The organism is Kitasatospora sp. NPDC057518, assembly GCF_042802075.1.
Lineage (GTDB): Bacteria > Actinomycetota > Actinomycetes > Streptomycetales > Streptomycetaceae > Kitasatospora.
In genome coordinates this window covers 1-22,449 of record NZ_JBHVEU010000102.1, presented here as the reverse complement: position 1 = coordinate 22,449, position 22,449 = coordinate 1, and the positions used below count along the sequence as shown (strand labels likewise).

Annotated in this window: 10 protein-coding genes; 3 read left to right on the top strand and 7 right to left on the bottom strand. The window is 75.7% G+C overall.

From position 1 onward, the window contains the following. Positions 1 to 81: 81 nt before the first annotated feature. The gene (locus ACFU7Z_RS13390; protein WP_380777593.1) at positions 82 to 1,335 is read right to left on the bottom strand and encodes a hypothetical protein; all 1,254 of its coding nucleotides are present in this window, start codon (positions 1,333 to 1,335) and stop codon (positions 82 to 84) included. A gap of 269 nt (positions 1,336 to 1,604) precedes the next feature. Here ACFU7Z_RS13390 and ACFU7Z_RS13385 point away from each other — a divergent pair, with 269 nt between their 5' ends. The 3 genes from ACFU7Z_RS13385 (at position 1,605) to ACFU7Z_RS13375 (ending at position 6,083) form a co-directional block, all read left to right on the top strand. Next, positions 1,605 to 2,135 (top strand): GNAT family N-acetyltransferase, encoded by a 531-nt coding sequence (locus ACFU7Z_RS13385; protein ID WP_380777592.1) that lies wholly within the window; start codon positions 1,605 to 1,607, stop codon positions 2,133 to 2,135. Continuing rightward, entirely contained in the window at positions 2,132 to 2,842 is a 711-nt protein-coding gene (locus ACFU7Z_RS13380) for a phosphotransferase family protein (protein WP_380777591.1), read from the top strand. Before ACFU7Z_RS13385 ends, ACFU7Z_RS13380 begins: the two co-directional genes overlap by 4 nt. Before the next feature lie 163 nt (positions 2,843 to 3,005). Next, positions 3,006 to 6,083 (top strand): AMP-binding protein, encoded by a 3,078-nt coding sequence (locus tag ACFU7Z_RS13375; protein ID WP_380777595.1) that lies wholly within the window; start codon positions 3,006 to 3,008, stop codon positions 6,081 to 6,083. 61 nt (positions 6,084 to 6,144) lie between these two features. Here ACFU7Z_RS13375 and ACFU7Z_RS13370 read toward each other — a convergent pair whose 3' ends face one another. The 6 genes from ACFU7Z_RS13370 to ACFU7Z_RS13345 form a co-directional block, all read right to left on the bottom strand. Then, complete coding sequence (locus ACFU7Z_RS13370; RefSeq protein WP_380777590.1) at positions 6,145 to 9,279, bottom strand: amino acid adenylation domain-containing protein; 3,135 nt, start codon at positions 9,277 to 9,279, stop codon at positions 6,145 to 6,147. Then, entirely contained in the window at positions 9,276 to 14,807 is a 5,532-nt protein-coding gene (locus ACFU7Z_RS13365; protein WP_380777589.1) for an amino acid adenylation domain-containing protein, read from the bottom strand. Before ACFU7Z_RS13365 ends, ACFU7Z_RS13370 begins: the two co-directional genes overlap by 4 nt. Positions 14,808 to 14,862: 55 nt before the next feature. Further along, positions 14,863 to 17,910, bottom strand: coding sequence for an amino acid adenylation domain-containing protein (locus ACFU7Z_RS13360; protein ID WP_380777588.1), 3,048 nt, complete (start codon positions 17,908 to 17,910; stop codon positions 14,863 to 14,865). 495 nt (positions 17,911 to 18,405) lie between these two features. Beyond that, positions 18,406 to 20,322, bottom strand: a complete 1,917-nt coding sequence (locus ACFU7Z_RS13355; protein ID WP_380777587.1) for a glycoside hydrolase family 5 protein — start codon at positions 20,320 to 20,322, stop codon at positions 18,406 to 18,408. 126 nt (positions 20,323 to 20,448) lie between these two features. Then, positions 20,449 to 21,255 carry a siderophore-interacting protein gene (locus ACFU7Z_RS13350; RefSeq protein ID WP_380777594.1) on the bottom strand — a complete coding sequence of 269 codons (807 nt, stop codon included), beginning with the start codon at positions 21,253 to 21,255 and terminating at the stop codon, positions 20,449 to 20,451. Positions 21,256 to 21,439: 184 nt separating this feature from the next. Continuing rightward, on the bottom strand, positions 21,440 to 22,384 hold the full coding sequence (locus ACFU7Z_RS13345) for a DUF5996 family protein (RefSeq protein ID WP_117485613.1): 945 nt from the start codon (positions 22,382 to 22,384) through the stop codon (positions 21,440 to 21,442). Between the last annotated feature and the right edge of the window lie 65 nt (positions 22,385 to 22,449).

The following is a 22,449-nucleotide window of genomic DNA, read 5'->3' as shown; positions in this document are numbered from 1 at the left end:
CCCCACGCGGCGGGCTCGGCGTGGGAAGTCGGACCGGCCGACTTCCCATGCAGCGGGTGGGCTCCGTGGGCCACCCCGGCGTCAGGAGCGTCGGCGGCCGTTCCGGCGGGCGAGACGGAACACGGCGATACCAACGCCCACGCAGAGCAGGGCGCTCATCAGGAGGGCCGGTGTGCCGCTCCCGGTCTCGGGGAGCTGGCCCCCACCGTGGCCGGGCACCGGACCGGGCGAGTGGTGGTGGCTCGGGCCGCCCGTGGGCGACGGGCCGTGGGACGCCGTGTGGCTCGGGCCGGTCGTCGGGGACGGCGAGTGGGTGGGAGAAGCCGTCGGGGACGGCGAGTGGGTGGGAGAGGCGGTCGGGGACGGCGAGGAGGACGGGGACGGCGAGGGGGAGGGCGAGGAGGACGGGGACGGGGACGGCGAGGGGGAGGCGCAGGCGACCTCCTCGATCACGACCTCACCGTTGCCGCTGCGCGCTCCGGTGGTGAAGGTCGCGGCGGCCGGGCCGAGGCTGGAGCCGCCGCCTCCCCCGCCGCCGTCGAGCGTGCTCGCCGTGGAGGAGCCGCCGGCGCCGCCCCCGTGGGCACCGCCACCGCCTCCGCCGCCGGCGCCCATGTGGGGGTCGCCGATGTTGACGGCCGCGTCGCCGCCCTTGGTGCCGGTGGCGCTGCCGCCCGCGAAGCCGTCGCGGTCGAACTCGGTTGTGGCGGTTCCACCCGCGCCACCCGCTCCCCCGTTTCCGCCGGACTTGCCGCCCTTGCCCGCCGCGCTCTGCCCGGTGTCGGCCCCGTCGGTTCCGGCCTGCCCGCCGGCGCCGCCGGACGCGGTTCCGTCGTTGGTGAAACTGCCGGCACCTCCGCCGCCGCCACCCGCGATGATCAGCGCGCTGCCACCCGTCGTCACGGTGGTGGCGCCTCCGCCGCCGGCACCGATGGCGCCGTTGCCGGGCCGGTGCTCCGTGTTGGAGGAGCCGCCCTGGCCGCCGCCGCCGTACCCGCCGTAGGCCAGGCTGCCGGGGACGGAGAGGTCTCCTCCGCTGCCCGCCTGCCCCACGTCGACGGTCAGCACCTGACCGCTCGTGACCTGGACCGTGGCTCGGACCTGACTGCCCTTCCCGCCGGGCGACCCGTAGACGGCGTTCCCTCCCGCACCGCCGGAGGCTTGCACCACCAGCTCGCAGATCCCTTCGGGGACCACGTACTGCTCGGGCGCGCCCTTGTAGTCGAACGTGTGGATTCCGGGGGCCGCAGACGCCTGGTGCGGGGCGCAGACGAGAAGGGCCGCCAGGGCGGCCGAGGCGGCGATTCCACCGGTTCCGTAGTGGATGTTTCTCATACAAACCTTGTAATCGAGCCGCGTTCCTCTCGAGGGGCAACACACGGCGCCGTCCGGGTGAACCGTGCGGGGCGGGAGCACGCCACCGTCGAGTGGGAATCATCAACCCGCCCCGATAGCACGGGGGTTGGCGACCCCCGTCGCTCGGGCCACCTGACCGGCCGTCGGCCCGGCATCGCGATCCCGGAGGGGGCTTCCGGCCCCGGAAAGCCGGTCGGCACCGGAAAACCCGTTGGATGCGACAGTCCCGCCGATGGTAAACATGTGACATGTTACAAGGCACCCTCATCACCCTCCGGGCCCGTCACGACGCCGACCTCCCGGTCCTCCTGGCCGAGTTGTACGACGACGTGGCGACCCGCGCCCGGGCCGACACCCGGCCCTGGCGGCCCATCCCGCCCGGCTCGGCGGACTCCCCGTACGTCGTTCCCGGGCCGTCCGACGAGGCCGCCTGCTTCTCCGTGGTCGAGACGGCCTCCGGAGAGCTGGCCGGCGAGGCCCTGCTGTGGGGCATCGACGCCCACAACCGCAGCGCCCACCTGGGCCTCGCCCTGCTGCCGGGCCACCGGGGGCGCGGGCTCGCCCCGGACGTCCTGCGGGTGCTCTGCCACTACGCCTTCCCGGTGCTCGGCCTACGCCGCCTCCAGCTGGAGACCCTGGCGGACAACACCCCGATGCTCCGGGCCGCCGCCACGGCCGGCTTCACCATCGAGGGGCGGCTGCGCCAAGCCGCCTGGGCGTACGGGGAGTTCGTGGACCAGCTGGTGCTCGGGCTGCTCGCCGAGGAGTGGCAAGGGTGAGCGACGGCCCGTCCGGGCTGCGGCCCCTCCCCCACGGCTACACCAACCGCACCGCGGGCGACGGCACGGTCGTCGTGAAACGGTACGAGGGGCCGGACGCCGAGGAGCGGCGCCGGCGCGAGCACCGACTGCTGACCCTGCTGCACGGGCTGCTGCCGGTTCCCCCGGTGCTCGGCACCGAGCAGGGCGCCATCACGCTCGGCCACCTGCCCGGAGTGCCCGCGCAGGACCTGCTGGACGCCGGGCACGGCGCGCAGGTCCTGGCCGCCTGCGGGCGGGTGCTGCGACGGCTCCAGGCTGTCGACCCCGGCGTGGCCGGCGACGGTCCGGCGCCCCCGGGTTCGGTGCTGGCGCACGGGGACTTCGGGCCCAACAACCTGCTGCTGGACCCGGCGACCTTCGCCGTCACCGGCCTTCTGGACTGGGAGTTCGCCCATCTCAGCGAGCCGGTGGAGGACCTGGCCTGGTGCGAGTGGATCGTCCGCATGCACCACCCGGCCCGGGCGGGCGCCCTGCACCACCTCTTCGACGCGTACGGGCAGCCGGTGCCGCCCTGGCCGCGGCGCCGGACCGCCATGCTCGCCCGGTGCGCCCGGCTGGAGGAGTTCTGCCGCCGGGGCGACCCGGGCGGGCCGGGGGTACGGCAGTGGCAGGAGCGCGGGCGCCTGACGGCGGGCTGGCCGGAGCAGCCGGGGCCGCCCTCCTGACCCAGGCGGGGCGGGCGCTCCGGGCGCGCGCACAGCGGGTCGTGACGATCTGTGAGACGGATCTGGCGCACGCCTCGACCAGTCCGATACGGTCTGGACCAATCAGCGGGCGATCTTCCTGTGGCATCGTTCCGCCACGCTCCGAACGCCTCCGGGAGTCGTCATCAGCGCCCGACCCGCCTCCGTTCCGCTCACCCTCCCGGCGCTCCTGGACCACCGGGCGGCGCTCCATCCCGATCGCACCGCGCTGCTCGTGCCCGGTGGCGGGAGCCTCACCTACGGCCGGTGGCGCGAGCGGGCGGTGCGGGCCGCGCACGGGCTGGCCGGGGCGGGCGTGCGGCCCGGGGACACGGTGGCGCTGCTGTTCACCAACCGGGAGTGGGACGCGTACGCCGTGGCGTTCCTGGCCGCCCACTACGCGGGTGCGGCCGGGCTGGTGATCCGCGAGGACTTGGCCCCGGCCGATGTGGAGCGGCTGGTCGAGGCGGCCGGGGCGCGCTGGGCGGTCGCCGGGAACGGCCCGCGCACCGCGCTGCCCACCTTCGCGCTCGAAGGACTCGACGGCCTCGGCGGTCTCGACACGCCGGACACGCCGACCCCGGACGAGCCGCCGCACCGGGTCGCCCCCGGGGACCTGGCCCAGGTCATCGGGACCTCCGGCACGACCGGCACCCCGAAGGGCGTCCGGGCCGCGCACGCGAGCCTGACCGCCGGGCTGGTCCTCGACCCCCGCCCCCGCCCGTACGCGCACTCGCGGCACGCGGTGCACGCCTTCCCGATCGGGACCAACGCCGCCCAGGCGGTGCTGGTGAACGCGCTGACCGCGCAGCCCACGACGATCTGCCTGCCGCGCTTCGACGCCGAGGAGTTCGGGCGGGTGGTCGAGGAGTCCGGTGCGGGCACGGTCTTCCTGGTGCCGTCGATGGCGGTGGAACTGCTGAACTCCGGGGTCGCCGACCGCCGGGACCTCGGCAGCGTCCGGCTGGTCGGGTCCACCGCCGCCGCGCTCCCGCCCGCCGTCGCCGCCGGGCTGTCCGCCGCCCTGCCGAAGGCGACGGTCGTCAACACCTACACCTCGGCCGAGGCCGCCCCCGCGCAGATCTCCGCGGTGGTGGACCCGGGCCGTCCGGGTTCGCTGGGCCGCCCGACCGACCCGGCCGACCTGCGGATCCTGGACGAGGCCGGGGAGCCGGTGCCGCCCGGCGCGACCGGTGAGATCTGGCTGCGCCAGCCCGGCCCGCCGCGCGGGTACGCCGGGGCGGCCTCCGACACCGTCTTCCGCGACGGCTGGGTGCGGATGGGCGACCTCGGCCGACTGGACGGGGACGGCTACCTCCATCTCGTCGACCGGGAGAGCGACATCGTCAAGTCCGGTGCGCTGAAGGTCTCCACGCTGCGGATCGAGGCCGTGCTGCACGAACACCCGCAGGTCGCCGACGCGGCCGCGCTCGGCCTGCCGCACCCGGTGATGGGACAGGTGCCGGTCGCCGCTGTCGTCCCGCGACCGGACGGGATCGACCTCGACGGCCTGCGGCTGTTCCTGAGCGAGCGGCTCGCCAGGCCCGAACTGCCGGTACGCGTCCTGGTGTTGGACTCCCTGCCGCGCAACCCGAGCGGCAAGGTGCTCAAGCACGAGCTGCGGACCGCGTTCGAGGAACCCGCCCCGACGACCGGAAGGGCCCCGGAGACGGAGCGGGAGCTCGCCCTGGCCGGCCTGTGGCGGGCCGTGCTGGGCCGGCCGGTCCGGGCGGTGGAGGAGGAGTTCTTCGCCCTCGGCGGGGACTCGTTCCGCGCCGTCCAGCTGGCCGCCGCGATCTCTGCCGAGTTCGGTGTGGCGGCCCGTACGGCGCTGGTCTTCGAGCGCCCCTCGCTGCGCGCCCAGGCGGCCTGGCTGGAACGGGCCGACGTCGCCCCGGTCGAGCCGGCGGAGCGGTCCGGGGCCGAGGTGTCGGACTTCCTCCACTCGCTGCGCGCGCAGCCGCACGACCTGCCGCTCACCTCCCAGCAGGAGAACTTCCTGCGCTGGATGGCCGAGGCCCCGGGCCGCAACGTCGGCGCGGTGGCGGTGATGTTCCGGGTGACGGAGGGCCTGCGGACGGACGTCCTGGCCGACGCCCTCCACGAGGCGATCCGCCGCCATCCCGCGCTGCGGACCAGGTTCGTCCCGGTGCCCGGCGCCGAACCGGGGGTGCTGCGGGCCGTCCTGGACGACGAGCCGCACGCGGACGTGGTGCTGGTGGAGGCGCCCGGCGCGAGCGACGACGAGGTGTCGGCGCGGCTGGTCGCCGTGCGCGACCGGCTGACGGACGTCGCAACGGGGCCGATGACCAGGCTGGCCGTGGTGAGCCGCGGGCCGGCGGACCACGTCGTCCTGCTGGCGGTCCACCACCTCGTCAGCGACGGCTGGTCGCTGGGGGTGCTCCTGCGCGAGCTGGGGGTGGCGTACTCGGCGCTGTGCCACGGGCGCCGGGTGCCGGCCGCCCGGCCCGGCCCGGAGTACGGCGAGCTGGTGGAGTGGTCGAACGCCCACTGGCCGGCGTCCCGGACGCACTTCGGGACGGCGCTCGCGCACGCGCCCGCCGCGGTCGACCCCTTCCCGGGGCGCCGGCACACCGAGGTGGTGCTGAGCGCCGCCCACGCGTTCACGGTGCCCCCGGCGGCGGCGGACGCGCTGCGGGCCAGGGCGGCGGAGCTGGGGGCCACGCCGTTCCTCGCGGTGGCGGCGGTCTGGAGCGGCCTGCTGGCCGCCCGCAGCGGACAGCCGGACCTCGTCCTCATGACGCCGGTGCCCGGGCGGACCAGGCCGGAGGCGGAGCGGGCGGTCGGCTGTTTCGTGCAGTCGCTGCTGGTGCGGGTGGACGTGTCGGGCGCGCCGGGGTTCGCCGAACTGCTCGACCGGGTCCGGTCCGCCGCCACCACGGCGCTCGACCACCAGCTGTACCCGTTCGCGGAGTTCAGCCCGCTGGTGCCGTTCGCGGCCTGGCTGCGGTACGAGAACTGGAGCGCGCCGGCCCAGCTGCCGGGGGTGGCCTGCGCGGCCTGGGAGCTGCCCCGCAACGCCACCGTGCCGTATCCGCTGCCGGGCGGTGACCGGCACGTCCCCGAACTGGCGGTCACCGAGCAGCCGGACGGCGCGCTGCGGTGCTGGCTGCGGTACAACGAGCACGCCTTCGAGGCGGCGACGGTGTCGGCGCTGGCCGACGACCTCGCCGCGGCGCTGGCCGGGGCGGCCGGCATCTGACACGAGGCAAGCGGGGGTGCGGCCGTCACCGGCCGCACCCCCGGACCATTCGGCCGCCCGCTCAGCCGGAGAGGCGCCCGGCCGCCTCCTCCTCGCTGAGCGCGTCGATCTCGGCGATCAGCAGCGCCTCGATCCGGGCCGCGAGGGCGGCCGGTGTGCTGCTCTCGAACACCTCGCGGATGGGGATGTCGAGTCCGATCCCGGCCCGGATCCGCGCGGCGACCCGGGTGACCAGGAGCGAGTCCCCGCCGAGCGCGAGGAAGTCGTCGAACACCCCGACCCGCGGCACGCCGAGGACCTCCTGCCACAGCTCGGTGACCAGCTGCTCGGCGTCGGTGCGCGGCGCGACGTAGCCCGACCCGGCGGCCGGCCCGGGGTCGGGCAGGGCCGCGAGGTCGGGCTTGCCGTTCGGGGTCAGCGGCAGCCGGGCCAGCGTGACGACGGCGTCCGGGACCATGTAGGCGGGAAGCCGTACGGCGAGGTGCTCGCGCAGCTCGGCCGGCCCGGGCTCGGCCCCCGGGCGCGGGACGGCGTACGCCAGCAGCCGCCGGCCGTCGCGGACCAGCACGGCGGCCTGCGCGACGCCCGGGTGCGCGGTCAGCGCGGACTCGATCTCGGCGGGCTCGATCCGGTAGCCGCGGAGCTTCAGCTGCGCGTCGCCGCGCCCCAGGAACTCCAGCCGGCCGTCCGCCCGCCACCGGGCCCGGTCTCCGGTGCGGTACATCACGCCGCCGGCGAAGGGGTCGGGCACGAAGGCCGTCGCGGTCAGGTCGGGCCGGCCCAGGTAGCCCCGGGCCAGGCCGCTGCCGCCGACGTACAGCTCGCCCTCGGAGCCCCGGGGCAGCAGTCCGCCGTGCTCGTCCAGCACGTGGAGCCTGACGCCGGGCAGCGGGCGGCCCAGCGAGGGCCGGCGGTCGGCGTCGGCGGCCGTCAGCTCGGCCGCGGTGACGATCACGGTGGCCTCGGTGGGGCCGTAGGTGTTGACGAGCCGGACCGCGTCCCCGTGCCGCCGGCGCCACCGGGCGACCGTACCGGCGCGCGCCTCGGAACCGCCGATGACCACCAGGCGCAGCGCGTCCGGCCAGCTGGTCCCGTCGTCCAGGCCGACGAGTTCCTCCCAGTACGCGGTCGGCAGGTCGAGCACGGTGACGGTCCGGCCGGCCGGACCGGCCAGCAGGTCGGGCAGGGTCCGGCCGCCGCCGGGCAGGAGCACCACGCACGCCCCGGCCGCGAGGGCCGGCCAGAGCTCCTCCACGTGGGTGTCGAAGCCGAGGGAGGCGAACTGGACGATCCGGTCGTCGGGGCCCAGCGCGTAGCCGTCCGGGCCCGCCATCCAGTCGACCCGGGCGGAGACCGCCGGGTGGTCGACCGCGACGGCCTTCGGCGCCCCGGTGGACCCGGAGGTGTAGAGGACGTAGGCGAGGGCCCGCGGGTCGGGCGGGGCGAGGTCGGCGGTCCCCGCCCCCGGCAGGTCCGTGCCGGTGAGGGTGAGGACGGCGTCGGCCTCCCGGACCATCAGGGCGCGGCGCTCCTCGGGGTGGGCCGGGTCGAGCGGGAGGTAGGCGGCACCGGCCTTCCAGACCGCCGTCAGGGCCACCACCAGGTCGAAGGAGGGCGCCATCGACACCGCGACCACCCGGCCGGCCACCGGGCCGAGCCGGCGGGCCAGGTCGGTGGACCGCCGGTCGAGTTCGGCGTAGGACAGCGTCCGTCCGTCGCACTCCAGGGCCGGCGCGTCCGGTCGGGCGGCGGCCTGCTCGGCGAACCGCTCCAGCACCGTCCGTACGGCGGCCGGAGCTGCCGGGCCCGCCCCGAGGGCGAGCAGCGTCGCCCGCTCCTCGGTGCCGACGAACCAGTCGCCGTGCAGGGGGAGTTCCGGGTCCTCGACGATCCGCGCGTACAGCTCGCGGCACCGGTCGCCGAGCGCCTCGACGGTCCCCCGGTCGAACAGCTCGCGGTCGTAGCAGAAGGAGAGCGTGATCCCGCCGTCGGGGGTGCGCCAGCTGTCGAGCAGCAGGTCGGTCTTGGCCTGGTCGAAGCCGGAGTCCATGCCGGTCGTCCGGACGCCCTCGGGCAGGGCCGGCTCGCCGGAGCCGACCGCCAGGTCGTTCTGGCTCTGGTGGACGAAGACGGCCTGGTAGAGCGGTCCGGCTCCGGTGTCCGCGGGCAGGCCGAGGTGGGCGGCGAGCCGCTCGGCCGGGGCGTCGGGACGGCTCAGCGCGGCCAGTGCGGCGGACCTGGTCCGCTTCAGCACGGTGCGGAAGCCTGGCTCGCCGGTGAGGTCCGACCTGATCACCGCGGTGCGGTTGAAGTAGCCGAGCAGCGCCTCGTGCGCCGCCTCGGTACGGCCCGCCAGCGGGGTGCCGACCACGAAGTCCCGGCAGCCGGTCCAGCGCGCGAGCACGCTCTGGTAGCCGGCCAGCAGCACCATGAACGGGGTGCACCGCTCCTGCCGGGCCGTCCGGTCGAGGGCGGCGGTCAGCTCGGGGCCGAGGTCGACGGTGACGAACCCGGCGGGTCTGGTGGGGCTGGACGGTCTCGGCCGGTCGAACGGGAGGCGCAGCGCTCCGGTGCCGGCGAGCCGGTCCGCCCAGAACCGGAAGGCCTCCTCGCCCGCCTCCCCGCCCGTCCTGGCGCGTTCGGCGCGGGCGAAGTCGCCGTACTGCAGAGCGAGTTCCGGCAGTTCCGCGGGTGCCTCGCCGATCGCCTCGCGGTAGAGGGCGAGCAGTTCGCGCCACATCGTGCGGAAGGACCAGCCGTCCGCGACGATGTGGTGGACCACCACGCTGACCGCGTGTTCCCGCTCGCCCGCGCTGATCAGGGTCGCGCGCAGCGGCGGCGCGGCGGCGAGGTCGAACGGCGCGTTGACGTACGGGCGGCAGGCGTCGGTGAAGTCCTGCTCGGTCGCGCCCTCGGCCAGGCGGATCGTGACCAGGTCGGTCGCGGCCGGGGGCTGGACCAGTTGGACGGGCTCCGCCTCGTCGGGTCCTTCGGGCGCGAAGCGGGTGCGCAGGATCTCGTGCCGGGCGGTCAGCCGGTCCAGCGCGGTGCGCAGGGCCCGGGGGTCGATCGGCCCGGTCCAGCGCCGGTTGAGGTACATGTTGAAGCCAGCGTCGTCCGGGTGGACCTGCTGGAGGAACCAGAGCCGGCGCTGTTCGGCGGTCAGCGGGTGGATGGCGGTGGCGGTGGTGGTCACCGGACGGTCACCTCGGTCTCGGAGCGGTGCGGGAGGGTGGGCGCGGCGGCGTCGGCGGCCCGGTCCTGGATGGTCTGGAGGCCGACCAGGTCGTCGGGCTCGGCGTCGGGGACGTCCCGGTCGAAGTGGCGCAGCACGGGCACGGCCAGGCAGACCAGTGCGAGGGCCGCCATGGCGAGGCCGAACAGCAGGTAGAGCAGTCCGATGCCGCGGCCGTCGCCGGTGCCGATGAGCCGCCCGACGCTGCCGGCGAGGGCGCCGTCGTGGTCCATCAGCGGCTGGAGGAGTCCGGGGCCGAACGGGGCGACCACGGCGAAGCCGACCGGCAGGGTCGACCAGGCGACCATGGTGTTCACGGCGATCACCCGGCCGTGGAAGCGCAGCGGTACCTTGGTCTGCACGATGGTCGCGTAGGCGCCGTTGAGCAGGGCGAGCGCGAAGGTCATGCCGAACGCGCCGAGGGCGACCGTCCAGATCGACGGGCGCAGCCCGGTGAGCAGGCAGGCCGCGGCGACCACCAGGGTGGCGAGCAGCACCCCGCGCAGCTTCCGGCGGCGCGGTCCGCCCCAGGCCACCAGCGTGATCCCGCCGAGCACGGCGCCGAGGCCGGCGGCCGTCGACACCCAGCCGGCCGCCGAGAGCGGGGCGAAGGAGAGCACGAGCGGGGTGGTGAGCAGGAACAGCGGGGAGAGGAAGACGTTCAGGACGGCGAAGTACAGCAGCATCGCGCGGAAGTGCCTGCTGCCCAGGGCCCGGCGGAAGCCTTCGCGGATCTCCGCGGCGATGCTCTCCCGGCGGGTGGAGCCCATCAGGTCGGGGAACCGGACGGCCAGGGTGACGGTGACCGCGACGGCGTAGCCGGCCACGTCGAGGGCGAGGATGCCGCCGAGTCCGATCGCGGCGAGCAGCCCGACGGCGAACAGCGGGACGAGGAACTGGGCGAGGCCGAAGGCCATCTGGACCACGCCGTTGGCGCGGCCGAGGTAGCGCTTGGGGACGAGCTGCGGCACCGCCGCGTTCCAGGCGAGCCGTTGGAAGGAGAGGGCGGCGGACAGCACGGCGATGAGCGCGTAGGTGTGCCAGACCTGGAGGCCGCCGGTGGCGTACAGCAGGAGCAGGAGGGCCTGGGTGAGTCCGGCGGCGAGGTCGCCGATGAGCATGGTCCGGCGCCGGTCCCCCCGGTCGACGACCGCGCCGGCGAGCGGGGCGGCGAGGATGCCGGGGACCAGTCCGCAGGCGGCCAACAGTCCGAACTGGGCCAGGGAGCCGGTGCGCAGGTAGATCCAGACCGGGAGGGCGAACTCGGTGAGCGCCGATCCGATCATCGACACCTGCTGCCCGGAGGCGACGGTGAGGAAGCGGCGCATGGTGGGGCGGACGGACGCCCGGTCCCCGTCCGCGGCCGGTCGTTCGGCGTCCCGGGAGAGCCCGGCCAGCCACCAGGTCGCGCTGTCCGTGCGGCGGTGGCGGTCCTCCTCCCCCGCGGCGATCGACCGGTGGACGCCGGTGACGACGGCCGCGAGCTCGGCGGCCCGGTACTTGAGGTAGAAGTGGCCGGCCTCGTCGAGGACGACGACCGCGGTGGTGTCGGCGATCCGGTGCCACTCGCGGAAGCGCTCCTGGTAGAACTCGGTGGCCGGGTCACGGTCGCCGCAGACCGCGATCACCGGGGCCTTGATCCGGCCGCCCTCGGTCCCGAACATCCGGGTGAAGTACCGTTCGACGTCCTTGGTGCCGGTACGGCGGTTGCGGACGATGAGCCGCAGCTGCTCCGGGTCCAGTTCGTCGGTGTCCAGGCCGGCGGCGGCCAGCCCGTTGATCATGTCCTGGTCGCTGCGCAGCCGGTCGAGGAGTTCGGCCCACCGCTCCCCGACCGCCGCGCCGCGGCCCTTGGGCCGGGCGAAGGGGAAGATGCCGCCGAGGTGGACGGCGTCGATGTCGCGGCCGGCGGCCTCGACCCGGCGGGCGATCTCGACGGCGAGGCGCACGCCGACCCCGCAGTGCCCGTACAGCACGATCCGGCCCTCGACGTTCTCGAGGATCTCGCGGGCGCAGCGGTCGGCGACCTCGTCGACGTCCATCGGCTGCTCGCCGAGTTCGTGTCCGGGGACGGCGACGGAGTGCAGTGCCCAGTCCTCGGGCAGGGCGTCGGCGAGCGGTTTGTAGATGAGGGCGCTGCCGCCGCCGTAGGGCGTGCAGACGACGCTTCCGGTGGTGCGGCGCCGCTCGGGGGTGAGGCGGTGCAGCAGGCCCTGCGGCCCCCGGTCGGCGGCCGGGTCGGCGACGAGCGCGGCGAGTTGGCGGACGGTCGGGAAGCGGAAGAGGTCCATCACGCCGACGGGTGTCGGCAGGTCGGGGAAGGCGCGGCGCAGCCGGGCGACGACCTGGGTGGCGAGCAGCGAGTGCCCGCCGATCTCGAAGAAGTCGTCCAGGGCGCCGACCGTCGCGACGTCGAGCACCTCGGCCCAGATCGCGGCGATCAGCGTCTCGGTCACGCCCTCGGGCTCCACCCGGCCGGCGGCCGGGGCGGCGTCCTCGGGTTCGGGCAGGGCCTTGCGGTCGACCTTGCCGTGGGCCAGCAGCGGCAGCCGGTCGAGGACGACGAACCGGGCGGGGACCATGTAGTCCGGCAGGACGGCGCCGAGCTCCGCGCGCAGTTCGGCGGGGGCGGGGGCGGTTCCGCCGCCCGGGCGCTCGAGGTAGGCGACGAGGTTCTGCCTGATCCCCTCGCCCCGGACGGTCACGAAGGCCTGGGTGACGCCGGGCAGCGCGGTGAGGGCGGCCTCGATCTCGCCGGGCTCGACCCGGTAGCCGCGGACCTTGATCTGGTCGTCGGCGCGTCCGAGGTATTCCAGCGTGCCGTCCGTCCGCCAGCGGGCCAGGTCTCCGGTGCGGTACATCCGGCCGCCGGTCGCGGTGAACGGGTCGTCGAGGAAGCGTTCCGCCGTCAGGTCGGGGCGGCCCAGGTAGCCGCGGGCGAGCCGGTGCCCCCCGAGGTGGAGCTCCCCGGTCACGCCGGGCGGCACCGGCCGCCGGGCGCCGTCCAGTACGTAGCAGCGCGCGCCCGCGAGCGGGGTGCCGATCGGCGTGTTCCCCGGGCCGTGGTCCTCCGGGTGGACCTCGTGGACGGTGACGCCGACCGTCGCCTCGGTGGGGCCGTAGTGGTTGAACACCGCGCACCGGCCGAGGCCGGCCAGGTCGGCGGCCCAGGCCCGGGACGAGGCCTCGCCGCCGAGCACCAGGGCCCGGTGCGGCAGCAGGCGCTCGAGCGGGGCGTCGGCGGACAGTGCGGCCAGGTGGGAGGGCGTCATCTTGAGGTAGTCGAGCCGCGACGCCTCGATGTGCCCGGCGAGTTCGGCGCCGGCGATGCGGCGGGGCAGCAGGTGGACCTGGCCGCCGGTGGTGAGCGCCAGGTAGAGCATCGTGATGCTGAAGTCGAAGGACAGGGACTGCAGCAGGCCGTAGCGGGCACCGGGTTCGATCCGCAGCCGGTCCCGCACGCCGGCCAGGTAGTTGAGGATCTCGCGGTGCTGCACCGCGACGCCCTTGGGCTGCCCGGTGGACCCGGAGGTGTAGATGACGTACGCGAGGTGGTCGGGGCCGGAGGCCTCCGGGAGCGGCGCGTCGTCCGGGACGCCGTCCGGCGCCGGGGCGGCGTGGTCCACGAGCAGCTCCGCGCCTCCGTACGCGGGGAAGCGTTCCCGCAGCGCCGAGTCCGTCACCAGGACGCGCGCGTCGGCGTCCGCCACCAGGTGGGACAGCCGGGCGGGCGGCTGCTCCGGGTCCAGTGGCAGGTAGCAGCCGCCGGCCTTCAGGACGGCGACCAGCGCGACCGCCAGGTCCGGCGACTGCTCCAGGCACACCGCCACCCGGTCGTCCGGCCGGACGCCCAGCGCCCGCAGCCGCCGGGCCAGGGCCGTCGCCCTGGTGTCGAGTTCGCGGTGGGTGACGGTGGCGTCCTCGAAGACCAGGGCCGGGCGGTCGCCCGCCTGCCGGGCCGCGGCGGCGAGCAGCGCGGTCAGCGTCCGGGGCCCGCCGTCGGGGAGGTCCGGGCCGGCCGCCCAGTGGTCGAGCACGTCGGCGCGCTCGGTCGCGGTCAGCAGCGGCAGGTCCTCGACGGGCCGGTCCGGATCGGCGGCGGCCGCGGTCAGCAGGACCTCGAAGCGCTCGGTGAGCCGGCGCACGGTGTCGGCGTCGAACAGGTCGGTGCGGTAGGTGATCAGGCCGAAGAGCCCGCCGTCCTTCTTCTCCCGGAGGTAGAACGCGAGGTCGGCGTGGCTGGTGGTGGCCGCGTGCCCGAATCCCTCCGCGGTGGCGGCGGGTGCGGCGGAGGCCGCGCGGTCGCCGTAGTTCTGGAAGGCGAAGGTCACCTGGAACACCGCCGAGCGGCTGACGTCCCGCTCGATGTCCAGGTCCGCGACCATCTGCTCGAACGGCACCTCCTGGTGGGTGTAGGCGTTCAGCGTCGTCTCCCGCACCCGGCCGACGAGCTGCCCGAACGTGAGACCCTCCTCCAGCCGCGCCCGGATCGGCAGCATGTTGACGAACGCGCCGACCACGCCCTCCAGTTCGCGGTGGAGCCGGCCGGCCACGGCCGAGCCGACCGCGAAGTCCCGCTGTCCGGCGTGCCGGCCGAGCAGCGCCTGGAGCCCGGCCATCAGCACCATGTACGTCGACGCCCCGCGGGCGCGGGCGCACTCCGCGAGGGCGTGCACGAGCTCCGGGCTCCAGTGCAGTTCGACGGCCGCGCCGTCGTAGCCGAGCAGCGGCGGCCGGGGTCGGTCGGCGGGCAGCTCCAGGGCGGGGACGTCGGCGAGTTCGGTGCGCCAGTAGGCGCGGGAGTCGGCCAGGGCGCCGCTGTCCAGCCGGTCGCGCTGCCAGCGCGCGTAGTCCCCGAACTGCACCGGGAGCGGCGGGAGTCCGGCGTCGGCGCCGTGGGCGTACCGGGCGTAGAGCGCGTCCAGTTCGCGGTTGAGGATGTCGATCGACCAGCCGTCGCCGACGATGTGGTGCATGACCAGGGCGAGGACGTGGTCCTCGTCGGCGAGCCGGACCAGCAGGGCCCGCAGCAGGGGGCCGCTCGCGAGGTCGAAGGGTCTGGCGGCGAGCGCGCCGATCTCGTCCGCGGCTCTTCGTCCCGGGTCGGGGTCGTCGGAGGCGTCCACGAACTCGGCGGGGAACGGGCCCGGTTCGGCGACCAGGACCTCGGCCCTGCCGTCCTCCGTGACCGGGAAGGTCATCCGCAGCCCCTCGTGGCGCTCCACCAGGGCGGCCAGGGCGGCGTCCAGCGCCGGGCGGTCCAGCGGCCCGCGCAGCCGCCGGGCCGGGGCGAGCGTGTACGCGGTCGCGCCGGGCGTGAACTGGTCCATGAACCAGAGCCGTTCCTGTCCGCTGGACAGTGGCGGCGCACTGTCCGCAGGGCGGGGCTCGACCACCCGCACCGGGGCCGCGGCGCCCCGCAGGCGCTGGGCGAGGAGGGATCGTTTGGCGGCGGACCAGTCTGCGGGCAGGTCCCGGGTGTCGGTCATCGGCAGTCCATTCGGGCGTGGAGCGGGGCGGTCGCGGAAGGGCGGTCGGCGGCGGTCAACGCCGCTCTCGCACGACGGCGGCCAGGGCGGCCGGGGTGGAGGCGTCGAAGAACAGGTCGAAGTCGAGTTCGACCCCGAACGCGGCGCGGATCCGGGCGGTGATCTGGATGATCGTCAGCGAGTGTCCGCCGAGGTCGAAGAGGTCGTCCTCCGGGCCGATGCCGGAGGCGCCCAGGACCTCCTCCCAGATCGCCAGGACGCCCGCGGTGACCTCGTCGGCCGCCACGGGACCGGCCGCGGCGGTGCGCGGCGGGGCGGGCAGGGCGCGCCGGTCGAGCTTGCCGCTCGCCGTGAGCGGCAGGCGGTCGAGGGCCACGAACTGCCGGGGCACCATGACCGCGGGGAGGGTGCGCAGCAGGTGGTCCCGCAGGTCCGCGTCGGACGGCGGTTCGCCGCCGGGTGCGGCCACCCGGTAGCCGACGAGCGCGGGGTCCCCCTCGGCCTGCCCGCAGACGGCGACGGCGGCCGCGGCGACCGCCGGGTGGTCGAGCAGCGCGGCCTCGATCTCGCCCAGTTCGATCCGGTGGCCGCGGATCTTCACCTGGTCGTCGATCCGGCCGTGGAACTCCAGTTCGCCGTCCGGCGTCCACGCCGCGAGGTCACCGGTGCGGTACATCCGGCCGCCGGTTCCGGCGAACGGGTCCTCGACGAAACGTTCCGCCGTCAGCTCGGGGCGGCCCCGGTAGCCGTCCGCGACGCCGTCGCCGCCCAGGTGGAGCTCGCCGGGGATCCCGATCGGCAGCGGCCGGCCGTCCGCGTCCAGGACGTACGCCCGGGTGTTGGCGACCGGCCCGCCGATCACCACGGCCTCCGGTCCGGCCGGGACGTCGGCGCAGGTCGCGTAGATCGTCGCCTCGGTCGGGCCGTACCCGTTGATCAACCGCCCGAGGGAGCCGCGGAGTTCGCGGGCCAGCGGCAGCGGCAGGGCCTCCCCGCCGACGATCCCGGTCAGCCCGGCCGGCAGCGGCCCGGCGCTGAGCAGCACGCGCCAGCCCGCAGGGGTCGCCTGGAGGTGGGTCACGCCCTCGCGCCGGACCAGCCCGACCGTTCCGGGCGCGTCCAGGGCGGCGCCCTCCGGTGCGAGGACCAGCCGACCGCCGGTGACCAGTGGCAGCAGGATCTCCAGCCCGGATATGTCGAAGGAGAGCGAGGTCAGGCCGAGCCAGACGTCCCCGGGCCCCGAGCCCAGCCGTTCGGCGAAGGAGGTCAGCAGGTTCACCAGCGCCCGGTGCCCGATCTCCACCCCCTTGGGCCGCCCGGTCGAGCCGGAGGTGTACAGCACGTAGGCGAGGTCGCCGGGCGGGGTCGGCGCCGCCGCGGACCCCGGCTCGGCGCGGGCGCTCCCGAGCCGGAGGACGGCCGGCGCCGCCGCCACCACGTCGGGGGCGGGCTCCCGGTCGGCGACCAGCAGGGCAGCGCCGGAGTCGGCGAGCACGAAGGCGAGCCGCTCGGCGGGGTGTCCGGGGTCGAGCGGCAGGTAGGCGGCCCCGGCGGCGTGCACCGCGAGCAGGACGGCGGGCAGGTCGGCGGAGCGCTCCAGGTGCAGGGCGACGACGTCGCCCCGGCCGACCCCGGCCCCGCGCAGGACGGCGGCCAGTTCCTCGGTCCGCGCCACCAGCGCCCGGTAGGTCAGCCTCGCGGCGCCCGCGCTGACGGCGGGGGCGTCCGGCGTCTCGGCGGCCCGCTCCCGCACCAGGTCCAGCACGGTGCGCTCGCGCGGGTAGGAGCGGGCGGTGGCGTTCCACCCGTCCGTCACCAGGTACCGCTCCTCCGCGCCCAGCACCGGCAGGGCGCTCAGCGGCGCCTCGGGCGTGGCCGTCGCGGCTTCCAGCAGCGCCGTGTAGTGCCCGGCGACGCGGTCCGCGGCGTCCGGCGACAGGACCGCCGGGGCGTACTGGAGCGAGAACGCGAGCCCGTCGGCGGTGTCGACCGCCTGGAGGTGCAGGGTGTTGCGGGCGGCGCCGTTGAACACCGTGCGGTCCACCCGGACGGTGCTTCCCGGGAACACCGGGTCCACGGCGCGGGCGCGCCGGTAGCCGAACGACACGGGGGCCAGCCCGGCGCGCGGCGTGAGGCCGCCGACGGCCGCGCCGAAGGGCACGGGGCGGAACGGGTACCCGCCGCGGGCCTCGGCGCGCACGGCCCGGGCGTACTCGGCGAAGGACGTCCCGGTGCCCACCCCGGCCGGGGCGTGCACCGGCAGCTCGTTGACGAACAGCCCGATCTCCCCGGCCTGTTCGGGCGTCCGGACGGACAGCGGCACGGAGACCGGGACGGCCTCGCCGCCGTAGCGCAGCAGCAGTGCGTGCAGTGCGGCGAGCAGGAACTCGAAGACGGTGACGCCGCAGCGCTCCGCGGCCTCGGCCACGGCGGCCCGGCCGCGCGCGTCCGTCCGCCACGTGTCGCAGGCTCCGGAGGCCGGGGCCGTGACGGCGTGCGGCAGCCCCGGGAGGACGGGCTCGGTCGCCGCGGCCCACCGCGGGCCGTACCGGTCCGCCGCCCGGCGGACGAGGTCGGGGTCGAGCGGGGCCGGGGGCGGGGACGGGCTCCGGTCGGCGGCCTGGGCGGGCCCGCCCAGGGCCTGCGCGTAGGCCGCCGCGAGGTCCGCCACCAGGACGTCCTTCGACTCCCCGTCGAAGACCGCGTGGTGCACGACGGCGAGCAGCTCCGCCGCCTCACCGCGGCCGCGGTAGAGGGTGAACCGCGCCAACGGGCCCGTCTGGAGGTCCAACGGGCGGGCCGCGTCCTCGGCCAGCCGCTTCTCCCGGCTCTGCGCGCAGTCCTCGGAGGCGTCGACCACGTCGAGGACCGGGGCGGTGCCGGGCTCCGCGACGAGGCTCCCGCCGCGCTCCACGAACACCTGGGACAGCACGGGGTGGCGTGCCGTCACCGTCGAGACGGCACGGGCGAGGGCGTCGGCGTCGACCCGGTCGAAGGAGAGCAGGACGGGCATGTGGAACACCCCGTGGTGGCCGCCGAGGCGCTCGGTGACCCAGATGCCCCGCTGGAAGGGCGAGGCGTGCGGGGGGAGGGAGTGTGGCATGTGCGGCTCGATTCGGCAGTCGGTGAATGGTGCGTTCCCCGTGGCCGGGCGCCGACGTGGCCGACGCCGCGGATGCTCTGGCGACGCGGCCGACGGGCCGCCCCCCGGCCTCGACCTGCCCGGCCCGCAGATCCCCCCTGCGCACCGCCGGAGCGCCGTCGGTCTTCTCCCCGTCGAAGAGGCCGATCATGGTCCAGACCTGCCGAGAGGTTGGCAGAGAAGCCCTGCGCCGTCAAGGGTCGTTCCGACCCGTAGGAAAGACGTCATGAACGCGTCCAACCTGCGGGAATGCGACCACGGGGGCGGGCTTCTGATCGTTCGTCATCGTCTCAACGGGCCGCCGCTCCCGCCGTCGGCCTCCGGACTCCCGGAGCCGTCGCCGAATCGGGTCCGGGCCGTCGCCGCATCAGCTGAGCGCCCGCCGCCGGAGCGGCCCAGCAGCCACCGCCGGATCAGCCCCAGGCCCCGCCGATTCGGCCCCGGGGCGCCGCCGGATCAGCCGAGCGGGCGGCAGAGCAGCGCGGCCGGGGCCCCGTACTGGAGGCGCTGCCAGGTGGACGCGACGCCGGCCAGGTACTCGCCGTCCGCGCACTGGCCCTTGTAGCGGCCCGGCGCCCAGTCGCTCGCCACCGAGCCGCCGGTGGCGGGCCGGTTGTCGCCCCGGTCGAACCAGACCGTGCGGCCGGTCAGCGGCAGCGGGCCGGCCGCCGGGGCGCAGAGCAGGGCGGCCACGGCGTTGGCGCGCACGCTGTAGCCGACCGCGAAGCTGCGGTCGGGGCACTGGAGCTTGTCGTAGCCGGACGCCCAGTCCCCCGCGGTGACGTAGCGCCCGTCGGTGACGGTGGTCCAGTCGCCGCCGCCCACGGCCGGCTCGCCCGCATCGGTGCACAGGGCCCGGCTGTCGCCGCGGGCGAGGGCGGTCAGGCGCAGGCCGTCCGGGCAGTCGCCCTTGCGGTTGCCGGGGCTCCAGTCCGGGCGGGCCAGCATCCGCCGGGAGAGGACCTGGTCGGCGTGGTCGAGGGCGAGCATGCTCCAGTGGTCGACGGCGGGCACCGGGCCGCTCGCCGACGGCGCGCCGACCAGCCGGGTCCAGTCGGCGGCCCGCCAGTCGCCGGGGTCGGTGAGGCCGGTCCGGGTGCCGTCCGGACCGTAGGAGAGCAGCGCCCAGCTGTCCTGCGGCCGCCCGGCGGCGTCGGCCCAGCCGACCAGCGGCCAGACGGCGAAGTCGGTGTCGCCGCGCACCAGGATGTCGGTGAACGCGTGCAGCCAGGCCTGCTCCTTGGCGTCGGTCGAGCCCCGGCCGCCCGCGCCGAACTCGCTGATCCACACCGGGGCGGTGAAGTGCTGCCCGGCCCGGGTGACGAACAGCGCCTGATCGTCCACCACCTGGGCGAGCTGCTCGGGGGTGAAGTCCTGGTAGCGCGGGTCGCTGGTGGATCCCGGGCCGCTGCCGGCGCCGGTGTTGGCCGGGCCGGTGTAGCCGTAGAAGTGCGCGGCGTAGACCAGCTTGCCGGAGTCGATCAGGGTGTGGGAGAGGTTGCGCACCGGGGTGAGCATCGGGCGGCCGTGGCTGAACCCCGCGGCGGGGATGCCGTACCAGTTGATGCCCTCCATGACGACCAGCAGGTCCGGGTCGGCCCGCAGGATGCGGTTGCCGGCCTCCTCGAAGGCGGCGTACTCGTCGTGGGCGTCGCCGAGGCCCCAGTTGGGGTCGTCCCAGACGTCCCGGCGGACCTCGTTGCGCAGGTCGACGCCGACCACCCGCTTGTCGGCCTTGTAGCGGTTCACCATGAACAGCCAGTCGTCCTCCCACTGCGCGGTCGACTGGCCGCTGTTCCAGCGCTCGTTGCCGTCCAGGCCGCAGCAGAAGCGGTAGCTGGTGGTGTGGTTGTTGAGGATCACCGCGAAGCCGTCGGCGGTCAGCGCGGCCACCACGGCGTCGAACACCTGGAGCGGGGTCCGGCCGCGCAGCTGCGGGTTGGCGGCGACGGCGGCGTCCGGCACGGGGGCGGTGTCGTGGATCATCGCGTTGGCGAACGGCAGCCGGACGCTGTTGAGGCCCAGCCCGTGGAAGTCGGCCAGCAGCCGGGCCACCGGCACCCGGTCCAGGCCCAGCGGGAGGTTGTGCGACAGCTGGCCGGCCTGGTTGTTCGCCGGGTCGTCGGCGTTCCCGCTGCCCTGCCAGGTGCCCTGGGCTCCGGCCCAGTTGGCGGCCTTCAGCTTGAAGCGGTCACCGTCGGCGTCGACGATGTAGCGCCCCCGGGTGCTCAGCGGGCCGGTCCAGGACGCGGCGAGCCGGGCCCCGGCTCCGCCGTCCGGCGCCGCGATGCCGGGGCCCGCCGCCAGTACGGCGAGCACCGGCAGGGCCGCAACCAGGGCGAGCAGGCGCGCCGCGAGACTCTTCATCGTCATCCCCGCTGTGGTGAGGTGGCTCGGGCCGTCACCGGGCGCTCGGCGCGCCGTCGGCGAGAATGACAATATGACGGAACCTCATGTTCCGGGAGGGTGCGTACGGCGGCGCTTCCCCGGCCCCCCGCTTCAGTCCTCGCTGCCCTCCCCCGGGCCGTCCTCGGCGCGCTGGTCCTCGGTGCGCCCGGCCCGCCAGTAGCCCATGAAGCAGACCGCGCGCCGGTCCATCCCCCGCTCGCCGACCAGGTGGCGGCGAAGCTCGCGCACCGAGGCCGCCTCGCCCGCGATCCAGGCGTACGGCCGCCCGTCCGGCAGGTCGGCGGCGCGCACCGCCCCGGTGAGGCCCGGTGCGCCGGAGCGGCGGTGGAGCCAGACGGTCTCGACTCCCGCGCGCCGGGCCGGGAGGTAGGCCTCCTCGGCCGGCCCGTCCACCTCGGCGAAGACCCGGACCGGCAGGTGCGCGGGCAGTTCCTCCAGGATGGCGGCGATGGCGGGCAGCGCCGACTCGTCCCCGGCCAGCAGCACCCAGCCGGGGTCGACGGGCAGCCGAAACTCCACGCCGCCCGCCTCCTCGACGGCCGGTCCGCAGACCACCACCCGGTCGCCGGGCGCGGCCGTGGCGGCCCACCGGGAGCCCGGGCCGAGGTCCCCGTGCACGGCGATGTCGATGTCGATCTCGTCGGGGTCGCGGCGCTGGCCGCGGACGGTGTAGGTGCGCAGCACCGGGCGCATCCGCGGGTCGGCCTCCCGCCAGCTCTGGTACCAGCCGAAGTCGCCGTCGCCGGGCGGGATCAGCGGCTCGGACTGCCCGGGGAGCGGCAGCAGCAGCTTGATCCGCTGGTCGAGGCCGCCGTTGACGAACCCGGTGAGGCTCTCACCGGTGAGCGTGACGCGGACCAGGTGCGGGGTGAGCCCGGCGGTGCGGGCGACGCGCAGGGGGAAGAGCGCGAAACGGGCGGGAGCGGTGACGGTGGACAGGGCGGGCTCCTTCCAGCGAACGGGCAGACGCCGCGGCCGTGCCGGTCCGTACGTCGTCGACGCGCACCGCAGCTTAGGTGAGGCTAACCTAAACTCCGCGCCGAGGACAGCCGCCCTGGTCCGCCGTCAGCCGCCGTTCCCGTCAGTCGCCGCTCCCGGCCGCCACCGGGTCGGTGATGCCGCCGGGCGAGGCCTCGCCCCGGACGTCCCAGCCGGCCAGGCGGGCCGCGGGCTCGTAGACGGACTCGTAGAAGTCCAGCACCACGGCACGCGGGTCCTCCCGGCCGCGGACCTCGTCGTACGGCAGGACGGCCAGGTGGCTGCCGCTGCGCTCGACCCAGCGGGCGGCACCGGGCCGGAGCGGGCTGTCGGCCAGGCCGGCGGGCTCGGGGGCCGCGTAGGAGTAGAAGGCCGGGTCCGGGAAGGAGTCGTCGCCGAACCAGAAACCGGAGCTCACGACCTCGCGGGAGTAGGCCTCGCGGGTCACCGGGTCGACGGTCCGCGGCTGTTCGATCACCCGGCCGGAGAAGCGGGTGACGGCGATGTCGAAGGTGTGCCAGAAGTGGTGCACCGGGCTGATCTTCCCGCAGAAGCCGGCGGCGAACTCCTCCAGCACCAGGTTGACCTGGCTCAGCACCTGCCAGTAGCGGTTGACCCAGAACGGGTCGTAGGCGGCGTGCTCGGTGTCCTCGGTGAACGGCCGGCCGGCGTCGGGCAGGTCGAACGGGAACGGGTGCGAGACCGTGACCGGCACGCCGACCGCCGCGAGGGAGTCGAGCGTACGGCGGTAGAACGACGCCACGGACTGCCCGGTGAGCGGGAACGAGGCCGTGCGGCCGTCCGAGGAGGAGACCACCAGCCGGTGGTCGACGAAGTCGAAGTCGACGCAGAAGGTCCCGCCCCCGTCCAGCACGGCCATCGGGCGGGTGGTGATGCCGCGCCCGGTGAGGTGGTAGGGGACGTTCCACCAGTGGTTGCGCCGCACGCTGCACGCCAGGCGGATCTTGCCGACGACCTGGGCGAAGCGGTGGACCGTCGCCTTGGAGTCCTGCCACTGGGCCAGCGGGATCGGGGGGAACAGCTCCATGGGGGCCACGCTAGGCCGGTGGGGGCCGCCCCGCATCCGCACCCGGGCGTCGCACGGCCTCGGCC

Bases quoted from the DNA above. Each gene is read 5' to 3' on its own strand.
- ACFU7Z_RS13345 (WP_117485613.1), bottom strand. From the start codon at position 22,384: ATGGAGCTGTTCCCCCCGATCCCGCTGGCCCAGTGGCAGGACTCCAAG.
- ACFU7Z_RS13390 (WP_380777593.1), bottom strand. From the start codon at position 1,335: ATGAGAAACATCCACTACGGAACCGGTGGAATCGCCGCCTCGGCCGCC.
- ACFU7Z_RS13355 (WP_380777587.1), bottom strand. From the start codon at position 20,322: ATGACGATGAAGAGTCTCGCGGCGCGCCTGCTCGCCCTGGTTGCGGCC.
- ACFU7Z_RS13385 (WP_380777592.1), top strand. From the start codon at position 1,605: ATGTTACAAGGCACCCTCATCACCCTCCGGGCCCGTCACGACGCCGAC.
- ACFU7Z_RS13365 (WP_380777589.1), bottom strand. From the start codon at position 14,807: ATGACCGACACCCGGGACCTGCCCGCAGACTGGTCCGCCGCCAAACGA.
- ACFU7Z_RS13360 (WP_380777588.1), bottom strand. From the start codon at position 17,910: ATGCCACACTCCCTCCCCCCGCACGCCTCGCCCTTCCAGCGGGGCATC.